The sequence below is a fragment of the Salsuginibacillus kocurii DSM 18087 genome, from assembly GCF_000377705.1.
In the GTDB taxonomy this organism is placed as follows: Bacteria; Bacillota; Bacilli; order Bacillales; family Marinococcaceae; genus Salsuginibacillus; species Salsuginibacillus kocurii.
Genome location: NZ_KB898624.1, coordinates 237,684 through 254,581 on the forward strand (window position 1 = coordinate 237,684; position 16,898 = coordinate 254,581).

General features: G+C 42.4%; 12 protein-coding genes. 2 read left to right on the plus strand and 10 right to left on the minus strand.

Annotation, left to right across the window (positions count from 1 at the left end; all coding sequences use genetic code 11):
• The first annotated feature begins 553 nt into the window (after positions 1–553).
• Positions 554–1,402, plus strand: coding sequence for an alpha/beta hydrolase (locus D469_RS19745; RefSeq protein ID WP_156816913.1), 849 nt, complete (start codon positions 554–556; stop codon positions 1,400–1,402).
• Positions 1,403–1,867: 465 nt separating this feature from the next.
• On the opposite strand, the gene parC is transcribed toward D469_RS19745, so the two are convergent.
• The 9 genes from parC to D469_RS0105520 form a co-directional block, all read right to left on the minus strand.
• Positions 1,868–4,315 carry a DNA topoisomerase IV subunit A gene (gene parC / locus D469_RS0105480; protein WP_018922371.1) on the minus strand — a complete coding sequence of 816 codons (2,448 nt, stop codon included), beginning with the start codon at positions 4,313–4,315 and terminating at the stop codon, positions 1,868–1,870.
• Entirely contained in the window at positions 4,312–6,291 is a 1,980-nt protein-coding gene (gene parE, locus D469_RS0105485; RefSeq protein WP_018922372.1) for a DNA topoisomerase IV subunit B, read from the minus strand. The genes parC and parE overlap by 4 nt, the downstream gene beginning before the upstream one ends.
• A 251-nt stretch (positions 6,292–6,542) precedes the next feature.
• Positions 6,543–6,956 (minus strand): CoA-binding protein, encoded by a 414-nt coding sequence (locus D469_RS0105490; RefSeq protein WP_018922373.1) that lies wholly within the window; start codon positions 6,954–6,956, stop codon positions 6,543–6,545.
• Positions 6,957–7,128: 172 nt separating this feature from the next.
• Complete coding sequence (gene fabG, locus D469_RS0105495; RefSeq protein WP_018922374.1) at positions 7,129–7,869, minus strand: 3-oxoacyl-[acyl-carrier-protein] reductase; 741 nt, start codon at positions 7,867–7,869, stop codon at positions 7,129–7,131.
• An 86-nt stretch (positions 7,870–7,955) separates the two neighbouring features.
• Entirely contained in the window at positions 7,956–9,239 is a 1,284-nt protein-coding gene (locus D469_RS0105500) for a GntP family permease (protein ID WP_018922375.1), read from the minus strand.
• A 19-nt stretch (positions 9,240–9,258) separates the two neighbouring features.
• The gene (locus D469_RS0105505; protein WP_018922376.1) at positions 9,259–10,818 is read right to left on the minus strand and encodes an acyl CoA:acetate/3-ketoacid CoA transferase; all 1,560 of its coding nucleotides are present in this window, start codon (positions 10,816–10,818) and stop codon (positions 9,259–9,261) included.
• Positions 10,819–11,130: 312 nt separating this feature from the next.
• Complete coding sequence (locus D469_RS0105510; protein WP_018922377.1) at positions 11,131–13,146, minus strand: sigma 54-interacting transcriptional regulator; 2,016 nt, start codon at positions 13,144–13,146, stop codon at positions 11,131–11,133.
• Positions 13,147–13,343: 197 nt separating this feature from the next.
• Entirely contained in the window at positions 13,344–14,531 is a 1,188-nt protein-coding gene (locus D469_RS0105515; protein WP_018922378.1) for an acetyl-CoA C-acetyltransferase, read from the minus strand.
• A 125-nt stretch (positions 14,532–14,656) separates the two neighbouring features.
• Positions 14,657–16,165: a carboxypeptidase M32 gene (locus tag D469_RS0105520; RefSeq protein WP_018922379.1), complete on the minus strand. Its 1,509-nt coding sequence runs from the start codon at positions 16,163–16,165 to the stop codon at positions 14,657–14,659.
• A 137-nt stretch (positions 16,166–16,302) separates the two neighbouring features.
• On the opposite strand from D469_RS0105520, the gene D469_RS0105525 reads away from it, so the two are divergent.
• Positions 16,303–16,608 carry an iron-sulfur cluster biosynthesis family protein gene (locus D469_RS0105525; protein WP_018922380.1) on the plus strand — a complete coding sequence of 102 codons (306 nt, stop codon included), beginning with the start codon at positions 16,303–16,305 and terminating at the stop codon, positions 16,606–16,608.
• A 9-nt stretch (positions 16,609–16,617) separates the two neighbouring features.
• Here the strand turns inward: D469_RS0105525 and D469_RS0105530 are convergent, their stop codons facing one another.
• Positions 16,618–16,824, minus strand: coding sequence for a hypothetical protein (locus D469_RS0105530; protein WP_018922381.1), 207 nt, complete (start codon positions 16,822–16,824; stop codon positions 16,618–16,620).
• Positions 16,825–16,898 lie beyond the last annotated feature (74 nt).

Below are 16,898 nucleotides of genomic sequence, written 5' to 3' on the forward strand. Positions count from 1 at the left end.
TTCGGACATCTGTTCCGCTAAACCTTCCAAAACAGGCAACATTCCAGGCATACAGCTGAAATAAGGGAACAAATGTCCGCTAATGATACAAAAAGCTAATATTTCGCTAAATAAGAGAACGGATGACCGTTAAGTGAAGAATTTACTTTTAATAGGGCGGAAGTAGATCGTGTTACAACATGATCTACTAGATGCGTAAGCTAAAAAGATTCCTCAAGTAACTGTTAAATGAAAAGCTTAGACAAGGAAACAACTAAACGTAAGTTAACACGTTTTAACAAGAAGAATAAAAAATAAAATGAGTACCCTGTAGACATTTAAAGTGAATATCAACTCTCATCTGTTCAGTTTTGGATAATTTCACAAAAATTGACAACTGCGAAGTTATGAACAGGATATCAAATTATACTTATTCTTCTTATTTTTTTACAATGAACTACCCAGCAAGATTTGACAAATAAATATAAAGCGATACTTTACGATAAATCATTATTTTTCAACATCACTAAAGGAGTATGTAATACTTCCGTGATTGTAGCTGCGGAGGGGTAGTGTGAAAGAAAGTACTTGGAAAAAGTGGTTGCGGAGGCTTGGTCTCATGTTGTTCATTGTCTCAATTTTCATTGGCATATTATATTTTTTTCAAGACCGCTTAATCTTCTACCCACAAACGGTTAGTGAATCCGAGTCTGAAAGAATTGCTGACGAGCATAAGCGAGCAGAAGAAGTCTCCTTTTCTACGGCAGATGGTGAGCAGTTACATGGCTGGCTTCTTCATCCTGCTGACGCTGACCAGAAAGCTGCACCGTTGTTAATTTATTATGGCGGCAATGCTGAAGAGCTTTCCAGTCAAATCGCCCCCATGTCAGCCAATCTCACAGACTGGTCGGTTTTGTTAGTAAATTACCGGGGCTATGGCCGCAGTGGCGGCAGTCCTGGTGAACAGGCACTTTATAACGATGCCATTATGATTTTTGATGAAATTCATGAACAACTCGGTCATACAGAGATATCTTCAACCGTATTAATGGGGCGAAGCCTCGGAGGCAGCATAGCTACAAAAGTAGCCAGTGAGCGACAAGTCGATGGAATGGTGTTAATCTCCCCATTTGATACATTAACTAATGTGGCCAAAATTCATTATCCATTTTTGCCAGTATCCTGGCTGCTCAAGTATTCATTTAATTCGTTAGAAAGTGCGCCGGATATTTCTGTGCCGCTGCTTGCTTTGGCAGCCAAAAATGACGATATCATCCCGCCTGAACGCACAAAAACACTGATTGCCAATTGGGATGGCCCCGTACAATTTGAATTAATCGAAAACCGGCATCATAATGATATTCATATGGATTCACAGTTTTGGAACGTGATCACGGAGTTTTTAGAAACAAAACCGGATTAAATCTCAGCTCAGTCATTTTCATTTCATGACTGAGCTGTTTTTTGTGGGCTGACTAACGAAGAGAGGAGATACAGCATTGGATTGCTAACTGCTACAGTTCATAAATTAATAAGTTTACATAATATATATTATCGGAAGTAATTAAAATAACTGATAAAAGCCATAAAATAGCTAGAATTTAGTTTGTTAATGTTATTATTTCTATATAATGATATTCCGACTACTTCCTTGTTCCACGTTTTGACCATTAGTTCGAACGTATTTGTATGAATTTGTTCAGTTAGCCATTATTCATTTTTTACTTTAGTATGCCTTTATAGTTGTTTTGTATTTGACGCGTTCCGTTAATTGCTCGCTGTTTTTCACAAAAAAACGATAGAGTCCACTCAAGCATGCCGCTTCAGCTTCATCTATCGTATGAAACAATTTATAGTTTACATAATATTTATATGGTCAACTTCTTCTTCATGTATTTTCATTCGGCTTCCAGTTAATTTGTTTTGTCACTCGTGTAACCTCACCAACTTTTTTTGAATCAAGTACAAATGATCCATTTGTAAATCTGTCGCTTGGTTTCATCGATGCCGTATTTACGAGTACTGTTTCCTCTTTGTTCGTTTGTAACATGTAGCTTTCATGCCCTCTTGAAATAAGGGTGAAATATACTAATTCGTGCGGTTTAGATTTTAATGCCCGCAACACGACCTGTCCTCTCTTCGCCCGGCCTGTAGACGGTATTTCAGAGAGCGGCATCGTTTTCGCTGATCCGCGCTGTGTCACAGCAAATAAGAGACTCGAATCGTTTTGCAACAATGGCAGTGCTGCCGCGCCAATGACTTCATCTTCTTTCAGATTAATTCCTTTTACTCCTGCTGTGCGTTGACTCGTTTCATTTACTTCTTCTTCAGAAAAGCGGACGACATAACCTTTTTTAGTAGCCATAAGGAGCTCTGCCGCACCATTTGTTTCCTCGACTCGTATTAATTCATCTTCATTTTTCAACTTTATGCCCACTAGAGATTTTGAATAGCGCTGCGGTTGATAATCAGACAGTTTTGTACGTTTGATCAATCCATTTTTTGTAAAGAAGGTCAAATAACTGCTTTCAGAGAATTCCTTGACATATAACGCTTGGATCAACTTTTCGTTGGCCTCCAGCGTCACCAGGTTGCCAAGGTGCTGGCCGTTGTCTTTCCAACGAATATCGGGTAGTTCATAGACTGGCAAGTACACATAGTGACCTCCAGATGTAAATAAAAGAATGCTTTCTGTCGTATTGCCTTCATAAAAAGCCAGCAGCTGATCGCTTTCTTTCATACCTGGAGGGTCTTCATTTGAAGCGTTATAAGAACGCAGACTTGTTCGTTTGACGTACCCATCTTTGCTGATGGTTATAATTACATCTTCTGAAGGAATCATGGCCTCCATATCAATTTTTAATTCTTCTACATTCTCTTGAATTTTCGTACGGCGCTCTTCGCCATAGGTTTTACTAATAGCTTTCAGCTCTTTTTTAATGACCTGTGCTAATTTCTTTTCACTACCCAAAACTTCTTCAAGCTTCTTAATATTTTGTTCTAACTCAGATTTTTCTTGAGCAAGTGTTTGTACGTCTGTATTTGTTAAACGGTATAGCTGAAGGTTTACAATAGCTTCAGCTTGTTCCTCTGTAAATGTAAACCGTGCTTGAATATTCCGTTTCGCATCTGCTTTATCTTTTGATGCTCGAATTTCTTCAATTACTTCATCCAATACCGACACGGCATGCATAAGGCCTTCGACAATATGAAGTCGTTTTTGTGCTTTTGTTAAATCGTGGGTAGACCTTGCAGTTACAACTTCTTTTTGGTGCGCAATATAAGCATCCAACAGCTGTGGTAAAGTTAAAAGAGACGGAGTCTTATTAGCAATCGCTACCATATTAAAATTGTATGTAAGCTGCAGGTCTGTGTTTTTGTACATATAGTTCAATATGCTTTGAGCGTCTGCTTCTTTTTTTAATTCAATTACAATCCGCAAGCCGGTGCGATCAGTGTCATCCCGAACTTCCGCAATGCCGTCGATTTTTTTGTCAAAGCGGATCTCATCCATTTTCTTGACTAAGGTTGCTTTGTTTACATCGTACGGAATTTCGGTAATTACGATTTGCTGGCGCCCGCTGCGCACATCTTCAATTGCTGCTGTTCCCCGTAATACAGCTTTCCCTTTCCCTGTTTCATAGGCTTTTTGAATCCCGTCCATTCCTTGGATCGAACCGCCTCCAGGAAAATCAGGACCTGTTAAAACAGTCATAATATCAGCAACACTGCACGTTGGTTTATCCATCCGCATGATGACAGCATCGATTACTTCTGCCAGATTATGCGGCGGAATGTCTGTAGCATAACCGGAAGAAATACCGGTAGAACCATTAACAAGCAAATTTGGAAACCGTGAAGGAAGGACAACCGGTTCTTCTTGTGTGTCATCAAAATTGGGAATGAATTCAACCGTTTCTTTATCAATTTCTCTTAGCATCTCTGTGGCTATTGGGCTGAGCCTTGCTTCTGTATAACGCATAGCAGCCGGGGGATCGCCATCAATCGAGCCGTTATTGCCGTGCATTTCAATCAGCATGTTTTTTGATTTCCAATTCTGGCTCATCCGCACAAGTGCTTCATAAACCGAAGAATCACCGTGCGGGTGATAGTTACCAATCACATTACCAACTGTTTTGGCAGCTTTTCGAAACGGTTTGTCGGCTGTATTTCCGTCTTGCCTCATTGCATAAAGAATACGGCGCTGCACCGGCTTGAGACCATCTCTTGCATCTGGCAGCGCCCGTTCTTGAATAATATATTTACTGTATCTGCCAAAGCGGTCGCCTAGTACATCTTCTAATGGCAAATCAAGGTACGTTTCAGCTTCGTTCACGATAGATCCTCCTCAGTGACATGCAGGTGTTCATTTTCTAAGATATTGGTTTCTTCTTCTAAGCCAAATGCCACATGTGATTCAATCCATTTTCTCCGCGGTTCAACTTTATCACCCATCAAGGTGGATACACGTTTATCTGCGCGGGCAATATCCTCCATTGTTACCCGGATCAGCGTTCTCGTTTCAGGGTTCATTGTCGTCTCCCACAGCTGGGTCGCATCCATTTCACCTAACCCTTTGTAACGTTGGATGGCATAGCCTTTGCCGACTTGTTTAATAGCATCATTCAACTCATCTTCATTCCAGGCATAGACGACTTTTTCTTTCGCCCCGCTCCCTTTGCTTACTTTATAAAGCGGAGGCAACGCAATGAAGACTTTCCCTGCTTCTATCAAAGGAAGCATATACCGGTAAAAGAAGGTTAACAGCAAAACTTGAATATGAGCGCCGTCCGTATCAGCATCGGTCATAATAATGACTTTATTGTAATTGCTGTCTTCCATCGTAAAATCTGTGCCAACGCCTGCCCCAAGCGCGTAAATGATCGTGCGAATCTCTTCGTTTTTCATAATATCATCAAGCTTTGCCTTTTCCGTATTAATCACTTTTCCGCGCAATGGCAGAACAGCTTGGAATTTTCGGTCTCTTCCCTGCTTGGCAGAACCTCCGGCTGAATCCCCTTCGACGAGATACAGTTCATTTTGGTCCGTTTTTTTCGACTGGGCAGGGGTTAATTTTCCGCTTAAGAGCGCATCTTTTTTGCCTTTCTTTTTGCCATTTCGCGCTTCTTCCCGTGCTTTGCGGGCTGCTTCACGAGCTTGCTGGGCTTTGATCGACTTTTTAATTAGCATCGAAGCTGTATCAGGATTTTCTTCTAAGTAATACGTTAATTTCTCTGAAACAATGGTATCAAGAGCTGACCTTGCTTCAGGAGTACCTAGCTTCCCCTTTGTCTGCCCTTCAAACTGCAGTTTTGCTTCTGGCACGCGGATAGATATAACAGCAGTAAAGCCTTCGCGGATATCAGAGCCTTCAAGGTTTTTATCTTTATCTTTAAGCAAGTTCATCTTGCGGGCATATTCATTAATGACGCGTGTCAAAGCGGTTTTTGTACCAATCTCATGCGTTCCCCCGTCTTTGGTGCGGACATTGTTCACAAACGAAAGAATGTTCTCAGTGTAGCCGTCATTAAACTGAAAGGCCACTTCAGCTTCAATATCTGTCTGCTTCCCGGCAAAATGGACAACAGAATGAAGCTGTTCTTTATCTTCATTTACATATTCGACAAAGGCTTGAATGCCTGTATCAAACTGAAACGTTTCCTGTTCTTTCTTTTCAGGGCGGAGGTCCGTTAAGGTAATCGCTACTCCCTGCAGTAGGAAAGCTGCTTCCCTCAGGCGCTCAGCCAGCGTTTCATAAGAAAATGACGTAACGCTGAATATTTGCTCATCTGGTTTAAATGAAATGGTTGTACCGGAACGCTTGGAAGTTCCTTCTTTTAAGAGCGTTGTTGCCGGTTTCCCACCATTTTCAAAATACTGCTTGTATCTGTGCCCATCCCGGTGGATGTCGACGACAAGCCATTCGGAAAGGGCATTTACAACGGAAGCCCCTACACCATGCAGTCCTCCACTTGTAGAATATCCTCCTTGGCCAAACTTCCCGCCTGCATGAAGGACGGTCATAATAACTTCCGGCGTCGGCTTTCCAGTTTGGTGCGTACCTACCGGCATCCCCCTTCCCCAATCGGTAACGGAGACACTTCCGTCTTTGTTTAGGGTAACATCTATAGTTGTACCGTAGCCGGCAAGCGCTTCATCTACGGCATTATCTACGATTTCAAACACAAGATGGTGAAGTCCACGATTATCTGTGCTTCCTATATACATTCCTGGGCGCTTTCGCACGGCTTCAAGGCCTTCAAGCACCTGAATGGCATCATCTGAATAATCAGCATTGATTTTTGCACACACGTATTTGTTCCCCTTTCTCGGCGTATACGTTCCACTACTAACATAACACATTCTTTCATGAAGGAACATGTGTTTCTATTTTTGTATGTTAAGTTACTGTTCATATTATGCCTTGCTATTTTAAGTGCGACAACCTTATTTTGCATTTCTTTCGAAGAATATGTAAACCGGTTCCACCATTTATCTGTTAAAAACAGCGAAAGAAAAGCAGGGCCAACCCGTTTCTGAGTCAGCCCTGACGACCTTCATGCTTATGTCAAGATGGCATGCTCTACTTTGATGCAACGGTCCATAATAACAGTCATTCCGGCGTTTGTTGCAGTTTGAGCTGCCTCCTCATTCCTAAGGTCGAGCTGAGCCCAAAACACATCCGCATCAATTTGAGCGGCTTCCTCCGCCACTTCAGGTAAATGCTCACTACGGCGAAAAACATTGACAATATCAACATGCCCCTTTAGTTCTTTTAAAGAAGAAAGAGCCTCTACTCCTAAAACTTCGTTTACTTTAGGGTTTACTGGAATGATCTCATAGCCTGCTTTTTGCATTTCTCGGCTCACTTGATAAGAGGTTCGCCCCGGGTCGTCCGATAGACCAACTACAGCTATACGCTTGGCATTGGTTAAGATTTTTTTAATGTCTTCTTGAGACGGGTTGCTAAAAGCCACCAACATCTCCTCCTTCACGTAACATTCGCTTTTATAGATTGTTCGACGAGGGCTGCTTTAATTCCTTTTAATAAAGGGAAAAAGAAAAGTGAAGCTCGTTTTTCGCAAATCCGAAAAACGAGCTCACCTATGTGTTATACGTTTTCCCTGTTAGAACCCCCTTCAAACTAACTCATATAACGACACCCCCATCAACGCTTAGAACCGTTCCGGTGATGAAACGAGCTTCATCTGATGCTAAAAATGTATAAGCATTTGCAATATCTTCTGGTCGCCCAAGCTCGTTTAAGACGGATTTCTCTCTCATCATATCTAAAACTTTATCTGGCATTGCTTCAGTCATAGGGGTAAGAATGAAACCAGGTGCAACAGAGTTAACCCGTATATTGAATTTCCCCAATTCTTTCGCCCACGTTTTGGTCATACCGTTGACACCAAATTTTGTCGCTGCGTAGTTGGTTTGGCCAAAATTGCCGAACTGTCCGACAACCGAAGATGCGTTTAAGATCACTCCTTGCTTTTGTTCTTTCATAATCTGGCCAGCGGCTTGAGACACAAGGAAAACTCCTTTTAAATTGACGTTAATAACCTGGTCCCACTCTTCTTCAGACATTTTTAACAGTTGGGCATCCGCCGTGATACCTGCGTTATTTACTAAAATATCAATCATGCCCATTTCTTCTTGTAAAGTGGTGAAAAAATGCTCTACGTCCGCTTTATTGGTGACATCTAACGCTTTCCCCATCACCTGGACACCGTCTGTAGCAATTCCCCTTGCTGTATCTTTTACTTCCTCGTCTTTTAAATCAACAAGGATCACGTTAGCTCCTTCAGCGGCAAACTTTTCTGCAGTTGCTTTCCCAATTCCACGTGCGCCACCAGTTATTACAGCTGTTTTATTTTTTAATCGCATACGTATCGCTCCTTCTACTTGTATAAGTTTACTTCAAGTAATCAGTACAGCACTGACGTTGTAACATGGATTTATGCTCTCTTTTTTTATACGAGGCCGGTGAGATTAATGAGGATCGCTACAATAACGGATAGAACGGGTATGAACACCGCTACTACAAATATATCTTTATATGCTTCTTTGTGGGTCATGCCCGTAACAGCTAACAAGGTCAGCACAGCACCGTTATGAGGCAGCGCATCCAAGCCTCCTGAAGCAATTGAAGCTACACGGTGAAATGCTTCAGGTGGAATGCCTGTTTCTAAGGCAAGTTGATAATATTGCTCACCTAGCGCATCCAGCGCAATACTCATTCCGCCTGATGCGGAGCCGGTAGCACCTGCAAGCACATTAACTGCAGCAGCTTGAGAGACGAGCGGGCCGCCTTGAATGTTTAATACTAAGGCTGTTAACCGTTCAAAGCCCGGTACAGCTTGAACGACAGCCCCAAAACCGACGGCTGCGCTCGTGTTCACAATAGCAATCACCGATCCGCTTGCTCCAGCATTCATTGCCTTTGTGAATGATTTAATCATGGATAAATTAAGAAGCATGATCAAGATGATACCTGAGATTAACGCCACTATAATATCCCAATTTAATACATTTAACGTAAAAATGACGATCACAAGCGGAAGAAGAGATAGAATCCAATGAGGTACGCGCCCTTCTTCATTCATTTCATTTTTATCTTTTGGTTCTGTGAAACGTTCACCATTCGTTCGCAATTTTCCTTCCCGCCACCGTAAATAATAATATCCACCTACAGCCATAACGAGGGCAGCAGAAATTCCCATCACCGGGGCTGCAGCTGCATTGGTCTGATAAGCTTCCATTGGGATCAGGTTTTGAATTTGGGGTGTGCCTGGAATGGCAGTCATCGTAAACGTGAAAGCCCCAAGTGCAATGGTAGCTGGCAGGAGCCGTCTAGATATATCAGCTTCACGGAACAACGCTAATGCTAGCGGATAGACCGCAAATACTACGACAAACAAACTCACCCCGCCGTATGTTAAAACAGCGGCAGATGTTAACACTCCTAAAATCGCTCGTTTTGTGCCTATCACTTTTGTAATGGCTTCAGCAACTGAACGAGCCATACCTGTGTCTTCCATTAACTTTCCAAAGATGGCCCCTAACATAAATACCGGAAACCAATCCCCTGCAAAATCCACAAACCCTGCCATATACGTATCACGATACGCTTCTAGTAAATTTAGTCCTCCAGTAAGTGCTACTACTCCTGCCGTAATAGGAGCAACCCAGATGATAGACCAACCGCGGTAAGCTAAAAACATAAGTAGCGCAAGTCCTAAGAATATCCCAAACATGATGTGGCCTCCTCTTTAGTTAAGCTGGGCTCGCAGGGTTAAGTCCCATCAATGAGTCTGTGAAAATAGTTACGTCCATTTCTTTTAGTTCGTTGCTTATAACCGGCTTGAAATCCATCTGGGCAAGAATATCTTTTTCAAGGTCAATACCGGGAGCAATTTCAATTAATGTTAATCCCTTTTCGCCAAGTTTAAACACTGCGCGTTCAGTAACGTACAAGACAGGCTGGCCGACCTCATTAGCATAAGTGCCGCTAAAGGTAATGTGCTCGACCTCGCTTACAAACTTCTTAACCTTACCTTCTTCTAAAATGCTGATCTTGCCCTCTTTGATTTCGACTTTTAACCCACTTGCGGTAAAAGTGCCGCAGAATATCACTTTTTGAGCGTTTTGGCTGATGTTAATAAAACCGCCGGCTCCAGCAATTTTTGGCCCAAATTTACTCACATTCACATTGCCGTATTGATCGAGCTGGGCCAGACCCAAATAAGCTAGGTCCAGACCGCCACCGTCGTAATAGTCGAATTGATACGGTTGATCTATAATCGCATCTGGATTCGTAGAAGCACCAAAGCTTAAACCTCCAGCGGGAACACCGCCTATCGGACCGGATTCTAGCGTCAGCCGCAGGTCTCTACCCACTCCTTCTTCCGTTGCTACCATTGCAACGCCTTCAGGGACGCCAATACCTAGATTGGTAATCGCATTTGGAATCAATTCTTGCGCAGAGCGGCGCGCAATAACTTTCCGTTCATCCAAAGGCAGTGTTTTTAACGAGGAGAGGGACCGTTTAAGTTCTCCAGCGTAGGCGGGATTGTACTGTTCGCCAAACGTCTGCATATGTTCTTCCGGTTCTGATTGCACAATTGCATCTACATAAATACCGGGAATTTTGACCATGCGGGGGTCAAGTGTGTTCGCTTCCACAATATCTTCCACTTGCAAAATGACATATCCACCCGAATTGCGCACTGCTTGAGCAATGGAGAGAACTTCAAGCGTTCCTGCTTCTTTTTCTAACGTCGCATTGCCGTTTTCATCGGCAAACGTGCCGCGAATCATAGCCACATGAACGGGAAAGCGCTTATAAAACAAACACGTCTGGCCGTTAATTGTTAGTTTTTCAACCAGGTCTTCTGTTGTTTTAGTATTTAATTTCCCTCCATCAACTTCAGGATCGACGAACGTTTTTAAACCGACGTGTGTCATCGTGCCTGGCTTGCCAGCTGCAATATCACGAAATAAATGGGTGATTACCCCTTGCGGTAAGTTATAAGCTTCAATTTTATTTTCGATCGCTAATTGTTGCAGGCTCGGAGCCAGACCCCAGTGTCCACCTATCACTCGTTTTATAAGACCTTCATACCCTAAATGATTTAAACCTCGGTTTTTGCCATCCCCTTGACCCGCTGCATAGACAAGGGTTAAATCTACTGGTTTCTTTTCTTCTAGAAAACGTTCTTCTAACGCTCTGGATAAAGCTTCCGGATGCCCATTTCCAACAAATCCTCCGGTAGCAACTGTGGCACCATCTGAGATGTTTGCGATGGCTGCTCTTGCTGACATAACTTTTGACATCATTCACATTCCTTTCATAGACAAGATATTGTAAGCGGTTGCAATACTATAATTGCAAAGTCTGTGCCAACATTTCTCAGCATGAAAGCAAAGAAAAAAAGCCTGAACACAGGCTTTTTAAAGAAAAACTATTGAATTTTTCTATCATAGATTTTATTTTTGTTCAGATTATGTACAATTATCGAAGTGCCATTGTTATCTTTGTTCAGATAAGTGTACAATTTTATCCAAACATGTTTAGTTGTAAATCTAAGCGTACAATTCATTTATAAAATTCCGCTGGTACCTATGAGCCGGCCTTATTAGGGCTGTTCATTTCTTATTTTGGTTAGCTAGTTTTTCATATAATGAAGTTCGGCTGATGTTTAAGAGTTGAGCCGTTTTGGATTTATTTCCTTTGGCCACTTCCATCGCTTGTTTAATCGCTTCGTTTTCCGCCCGTTGAACGGTAAGAGAAAGTGGCAGAACTTCAGACTGAGTCGGATGCTCGGGAGTTTTCCCTACAATTTTTTCAGGTAAATGATGAGTTTGGATGGTTCCATGTTCATCAACCATATTAATCGCACGTTCAATTACATTTTCTAGTTCCCGTATATTCCCCGGCCAGTTATAATTGAGCAAATAACGTTTCACTTTATCATCGATACCCTTGATGGTTTTGGCCAAGCGTGCTGAAACCTTGGTGATAAAATAGTTTAACAGAAACGAAATGTCTTCTTGACGATCTCGTAACGGCGGAATTTGAATAGGCACGACATGTAATCGGTAATATAAATCGAGACGAAAATCTCCATCCTCCACCATTTGTTCTAGATGTCGATTCGTGGCAGCAACAATTCGTACATCAATTTTCTGGGAAGAAGAAGATCCGATTTTTTCAACCTCTCGTTCCTGTAACACACGCAAAAACTTCACTTGCATATGAAGCGGTAAGTCCCCGATTTCGTCTAAAAATATGGTTCCTCCGTCTGCGGCTTCAAACTTTCCCGTTTTCCCACCTTTTTTTGCTCCAGTAAAGGCACCTTCCACATAACCGAATAATTCAGCTTCTAGCAGATCAGCAGGTATGGCAGCACAATTGACTTTCACAAATGAACCTAACGAACGTGGACTATCTAAATGAATGGCATGGGCAAATAATTCTTTCCCTGTCCCACTCTCTCCCAACAGCAATAAATTGGACTCTGTCTTCGCTGCTTTTTTAGCCATTTGTTTTGTCTGTTGCAAGGCGGTACTCTCTCCGATTATATCTTCAAAGCGGTAACTTGCTTGGTTTTGTTCTTCAATTTCACCTCGGTAGCGCTTTAGTTCTGTTTCCATTTTATGAATTCGTTTATGCAGCGCGTTAAAGCCTTTTACATTTTTAAATAACACTTTTCCGGCAGCACCTATAATTACGCCATTCTTTCGGATCGGAACCCGGGTGGCAATCATATAGTCTCCATGAATTTTTTGCAGGTCGGCAATTTCCGGTTCTCCGGTTTCAGCGACAATATGCATTCGAGAGTTTTCAATCACTTCTGTACAATGTTTGCCGACCATGTTTTCGACTCGTTTGTTTAAAAAATCGGCATATTCATTGCTGATCATAGTTACATAACCTCTACTGTCGGTCATCACAATACCGTCATATAACGTTTCAAATATGGTTTCTAACGTTTCTGTTTTAGTTGAGGCTTCTTCTGCCTCTAGTAAAGGTTGCTTACGCTGAACGAAGACTCCTTTCCTTCCAGAAGAAAGAGTAATAACTTGCAAGCTCCACTCTTCCTCCTGTTCAGGGAGGAATACAGGACGGACTTGTTGAAATGCTTCAGCAAAATACGCCCGGTAAGCAGACTTAATTTGCGCTTTCGCCTCAGTAGCTTCTACCAGCCACCCAGCCGACGACGTATATGCGAACAAATGATCTGATTCATCAAATAGTAGTATCGCTAATCCACTTGCTTCTGCCCATTCCTGCCATACCGAACCCTCTTTCACATAAGCCTCCAGAAGCTGTTCCGGTTTAATGGTTCCGACAAAGGCCCCGTCGTCATTAACCACTGGATAAACTTCTTTATCAAAAAGTAGTCCGTCAAGCGGCGCAGTTAATGAGGTAAGAACAGGGCGTTCCAATTTCAACGTAGAAATGGGTTCAGTTGGGAGCGTCCCGTTGCTCATGGCGGTTAATAGATGCTGTTGTGTTAATATCCCGGCCACTTCTTTATTTCCTTTTAGCACAATTACACGTTTGGATGGTTGGTTATAAAAAAAAGCGGCCGCTTCTTTAATCGTACTACTCACGTTCAGGGTGTGTTCGTTCTTGTTCACTAGCTCTCTAGCGTCCATGCCACCCCTCCTTAGCTACTTCTAATGATAAAGATTATAGCAAAAAACAAAGAAAGCGTTAACAACGAATTGATTTAAGTGCTTAATTAGTAATCGGCAACTACAATGTCATCTTTATGCCTCTCACTTTATAAAGAGCCGTCCCCTGAATAAAAAGAAGCTGGTCTCAACCAGCTTCTACAGGGTTATAACAGGCTTTAGCGGTGATGGTTTTCTACGATTAACGCTGTACCTTGGCCGCCTCCGATACATAATGTTGCCAGTCCGGTTTGTTTTTGTTCGCGCTTTAATCCATAGAGAAGTGTAGTTAATACACGCGCCCCTGAAGCACCAATTGGATGCCCCAACGCTATGGCACCGCCGTACTGATTCACTTTATCTTCAGGTAACTGCAAATCTTTTACGACAGCGAGAGACTGAGCGGCAAATGCTTCATTTGCTTCAATTAAATCCAGCTCCTCTACCGACAACTTGGCTCTTTCAAGTGCTTGTTTTGTAGCCGGAACTGGTCCGTAACCCATAATTTGAGGATCTATCGCGGCATTGCCGTAGGAGCGGATCGTGGCCAGTGGTTCTACCCCTAATTCTTCAGCTTTTTCTTTAGCCATAACGACAAGCATCGCAGCTCCGTCGTTAATCCCGGAAGCATTTCCGGCGGTCACTGAGCCTTCTTTTTTAAAAGCAGGTTTCATTCGTTCTAATTGATCAATGGTTAAACCATGTTTCGGGAACTCATCGTCTGAAACGATGACATCTTCTCCTTTTCGCTTAGGAATGGTTACAGGAACAATCTCCTCCTCAAATCGCCCTTCCTTTTGTGCTTGTTCCGCCCGTTGTTGGCTGCGCAGGGCAAATTCATCCTGGTCGTCACGGCTAAATCCCCAGCGTTCTGCAATATTTTCTGCAGTAATTCCCATATGAACGTCACTAAACGCATCCATCAGTCCATCTTTTAACATCGTGTCAACCATTTTACTGTCGCCCATGCGCGCTCCCCAGCGGGCATTAGGTACAACATAAGGGGCATTGCTCATACTTTCTGTACCGCCGGCTAGTATGACATCTGCATCACCTAACGCGATAAATTGGGCAGCCATGCTGACACTACGAAGGCCTGAGCCGCACAGCTTATTGATGGCTATGGCCGGCGTGGAATCAGGAAGCCCAGACTGAAGAGCTACTTGTCGGGCTACATTTTGGCCCAGTCCTGCAGATAGAATATTTCCTACAATTACTTCATTAATTTCTTCAGCTTCAATCCCTGCTCGTTCAACCGCCGCTTTTGAAGCGCTTACACCGAGATCAACAGCAGACAGGGAAGACAAGCTCCCCCCAAAGTTGCCAATCGGTGTACGCGCTGCACTTGCTATTACAACTTCTCTCATTTACAGTCACTCTCCTTTACCTTATTCCTCTATAACAAATGCAAAGTGTGTGCCAAGTCCCTGTCCACTTAGAGTGCAACGTGTTATAGAAGCCGGATAAAATGTAAGAAAGGTTGAAAAGAAAACTAAAACTGATAAAGTTCCTTATATTTTGAAGACAGATAAGCAAGAAGTGGTTTAGGGTTTGTCCCTTCTCCCGTTACATCCTGTAATATATCCACAGGCTTTTTCATCGAACCATGTTGATGAATATGTTTGGTTAACCATTCTTTAATTGGAGCTAAGTTGCCTGCTTGTACATAATCATCAAATTGAGGAAGGTCTTTTACCATCGCATTTTTAAATTGAGCCGCATAAATATAGCCAAGTGCATAAGAAGGAAAATAGCCAAATGCTCCAAATGCCCAATGAACATCTTGCAAGACGCCGACCCCGTCATGTGGTGGTTCCACACCTAAATACTCTTTCATTTTTTCATTCCAGGCTGAGGGAAGGTCCTGCACCTGTAAATCCCCAGATATGATCGCTTTTTCGAGTTCATATCGTAAAATAACATGAAGGGAATAGGTCATTTCATCAGCTTCAATTCGAATGAGAGAAGGCTTTGCTTCATTAATTGCTTTATAAAATGTATTTAGTGGGATGGAATCAAATTGTCCATTCGCCTGCCTTTTTAGTTTGTCGTAATGATTCTCCCAAAACCCATAATGACGCCCGACGAAATTCTCCCAGAAGAGCGATTGCGACTCATGAATTCCCATCGAGGTACCACCGCACAAAACGGTCCCTAACAACTCTTCAGAAATGTTTTGTTCGTATAGAGCGTGACCTCCTTCATGGATGGTACCAAAAACAGCTGTTCGAAAATCAGACTCATCATATTTCGTGGTGACTCTTACATCGTATGGATTCAAGTTCAGGGCAAACGGATGGACCGTTTCATCTAATCGGCCAGCTTCAAAATCATATTGCATGGAGTTTAAGACATCCAAGCTAAACGCTTCTTGATTTGCTTTTGGAAACGTAGTAAATAAAAAATCTGTTTCCGGCTTGTTGTCGGAGTGCATAACACCTTCTACCAACGGGGTGAGTCCATCTCTCAATTCCGTAAAAACGTTATCTAATGTATCTACCGTCATCCCTGGTTCATAATCATCTAATAAGGTATTGTACGGATGTCCCTCATATCCCCAGTAACCGAGAAATCTCTTTTTAAAATCGATGATCTTTTCTAAATAGGGCTGGAAACTAGAAAAATCTCCATTTTCTTTCGCTTCTGCCCATACCGATTCAGTTTGAGAAGCAAGAATTTCATATTCTTTGTATTCCTCTTCAGGGATCTTTTTCATTTTCATGTAATTCTTGTTTAATTCTTCAGCTGAACGTTTACTTATTGGTGACACATCGTCAGACTCAAGTATCTCGTCAATATAGGCTTTCATTTCATCAGAGGTTTGAATCTTGAATACTTCTGTTGATAAAGTGCCAAGGGCGTTAGAGCGCTGTTCTGCCCCCTTTTTTGGTGCCTTCGTCCGCAGGTCCCAATTCATAAGGCCAATTGCTTGATTATAGGCATCCATTTGCTGCATTAATTGCCGAAACTGTTGTTCAGTTTGTTTGACATCACGCGTCATGTTATTCATCCTTTCAAGTACAGACATTGATTACGGGTACAATACTTCCACGTTCTATTATAGCGACTGAATTAACATTCAGTAAACGATTATTTCTTTTTGATCTCAGTCAATATTTCGTAAAGGAGACTACCACCATGAATCTTACCATTACAACCGAAGCAGCTAGCCACTATAAAGAGGAAATGGAGCTAGCAGAAGGAGATATACTGCGGCTATTTTGCCGGGTAGGCGGCGTAGGCTCAGGGGGATTTTCAATTGGAGTGACGGTCGAACAAGAAGTTCCTGCAGACGCTTATTCTGTGCAAGTTGAAGGGATTACATTTGTGGTACATGAAAGCGATGCGTGGTATTTGGATGGAATGGTTATTGACTATAATCAAGACCTGGACTATCTACACTTCGAAAATAAAAAAATCGGGGATGTAATTAATCCCCGATAAAATAAGTATTTACATGCGAAACATCGGATAGCGTTCTTCAAACGTCGCAGCAGAATCGACTGCTTGCTGCATTTCTTTAAACGATCGTTTAAATTGTTTTAATTCTTCTGCCGAGGCTTCTTCTGAAGATAATTCGGACTGTAGCTTGGATTCTGCTCGGCGCAACGCTTGTTCTGTCTGAAAAATCGCATCTAAACGCTGCTGTTTCATATCCATTTTTCCCATTCCCCCTAGACAATAATTCGTCTAAAGTAAAGGATATGCGGGTTATTTAGGAAATATGCCTAAAA

Coding starts and splice junctions, on each gene's coding strand:
- D469_RS0105530 (WP_018922381.1), bottom strand. CDS start 16,824: ATGGATATGAAACAGCAGCGTTTAGATGCGATTTTTCAGACAGAACAA.
- D469_RS0105515 (WP_018922378.1), bottom strand. CDS start 14,531: ATGAGAGAAGTTGTAATAGCAAGTGCAGCGCGTACACCGATTGGCAAC.
- D469_RS0105520 (WP_018922379.1), bottom strand. CDS start 16,165: ATGACGCGTGATGTCAAACAAACTGAACAACAGTTTCGGCAATTAATG.
- fabG (WP_018922374.1), bottom strand. CDS start 7,869: ATGCGATTAAAAAATAAAACAGCTGTAATAACTGGTGGCGCACGTGGA.
- D469_RS0105510 (WP_018922377.1), bottom strand. CDS start 13,146: ATGGACGCTAGAGAGCTAGTGAACAAGAACGAACACACCCTGAACGTG.
- D469_RS0105500 (WP_018922375.1), bottom strand. CDS start 9,239: ATGTTTGGGATATTCTTAGGACTTGCGCTACTTATGTTTTTAGCTTAC.
- D469_RS0105525 (WP_018922380.1), top strand. CDS start 16,303: ATGAATCTTACCATTACAACCGAAGCAGCTAGCCACTATAAAGAGGAA.
- D469_RS0105505 (WP_018922376.1), bottom strand. CDS start 10,818: ATGTCAAAAGTTATGTCAGCAAGAGCAGCCATCGCAAACATCTCAGAT.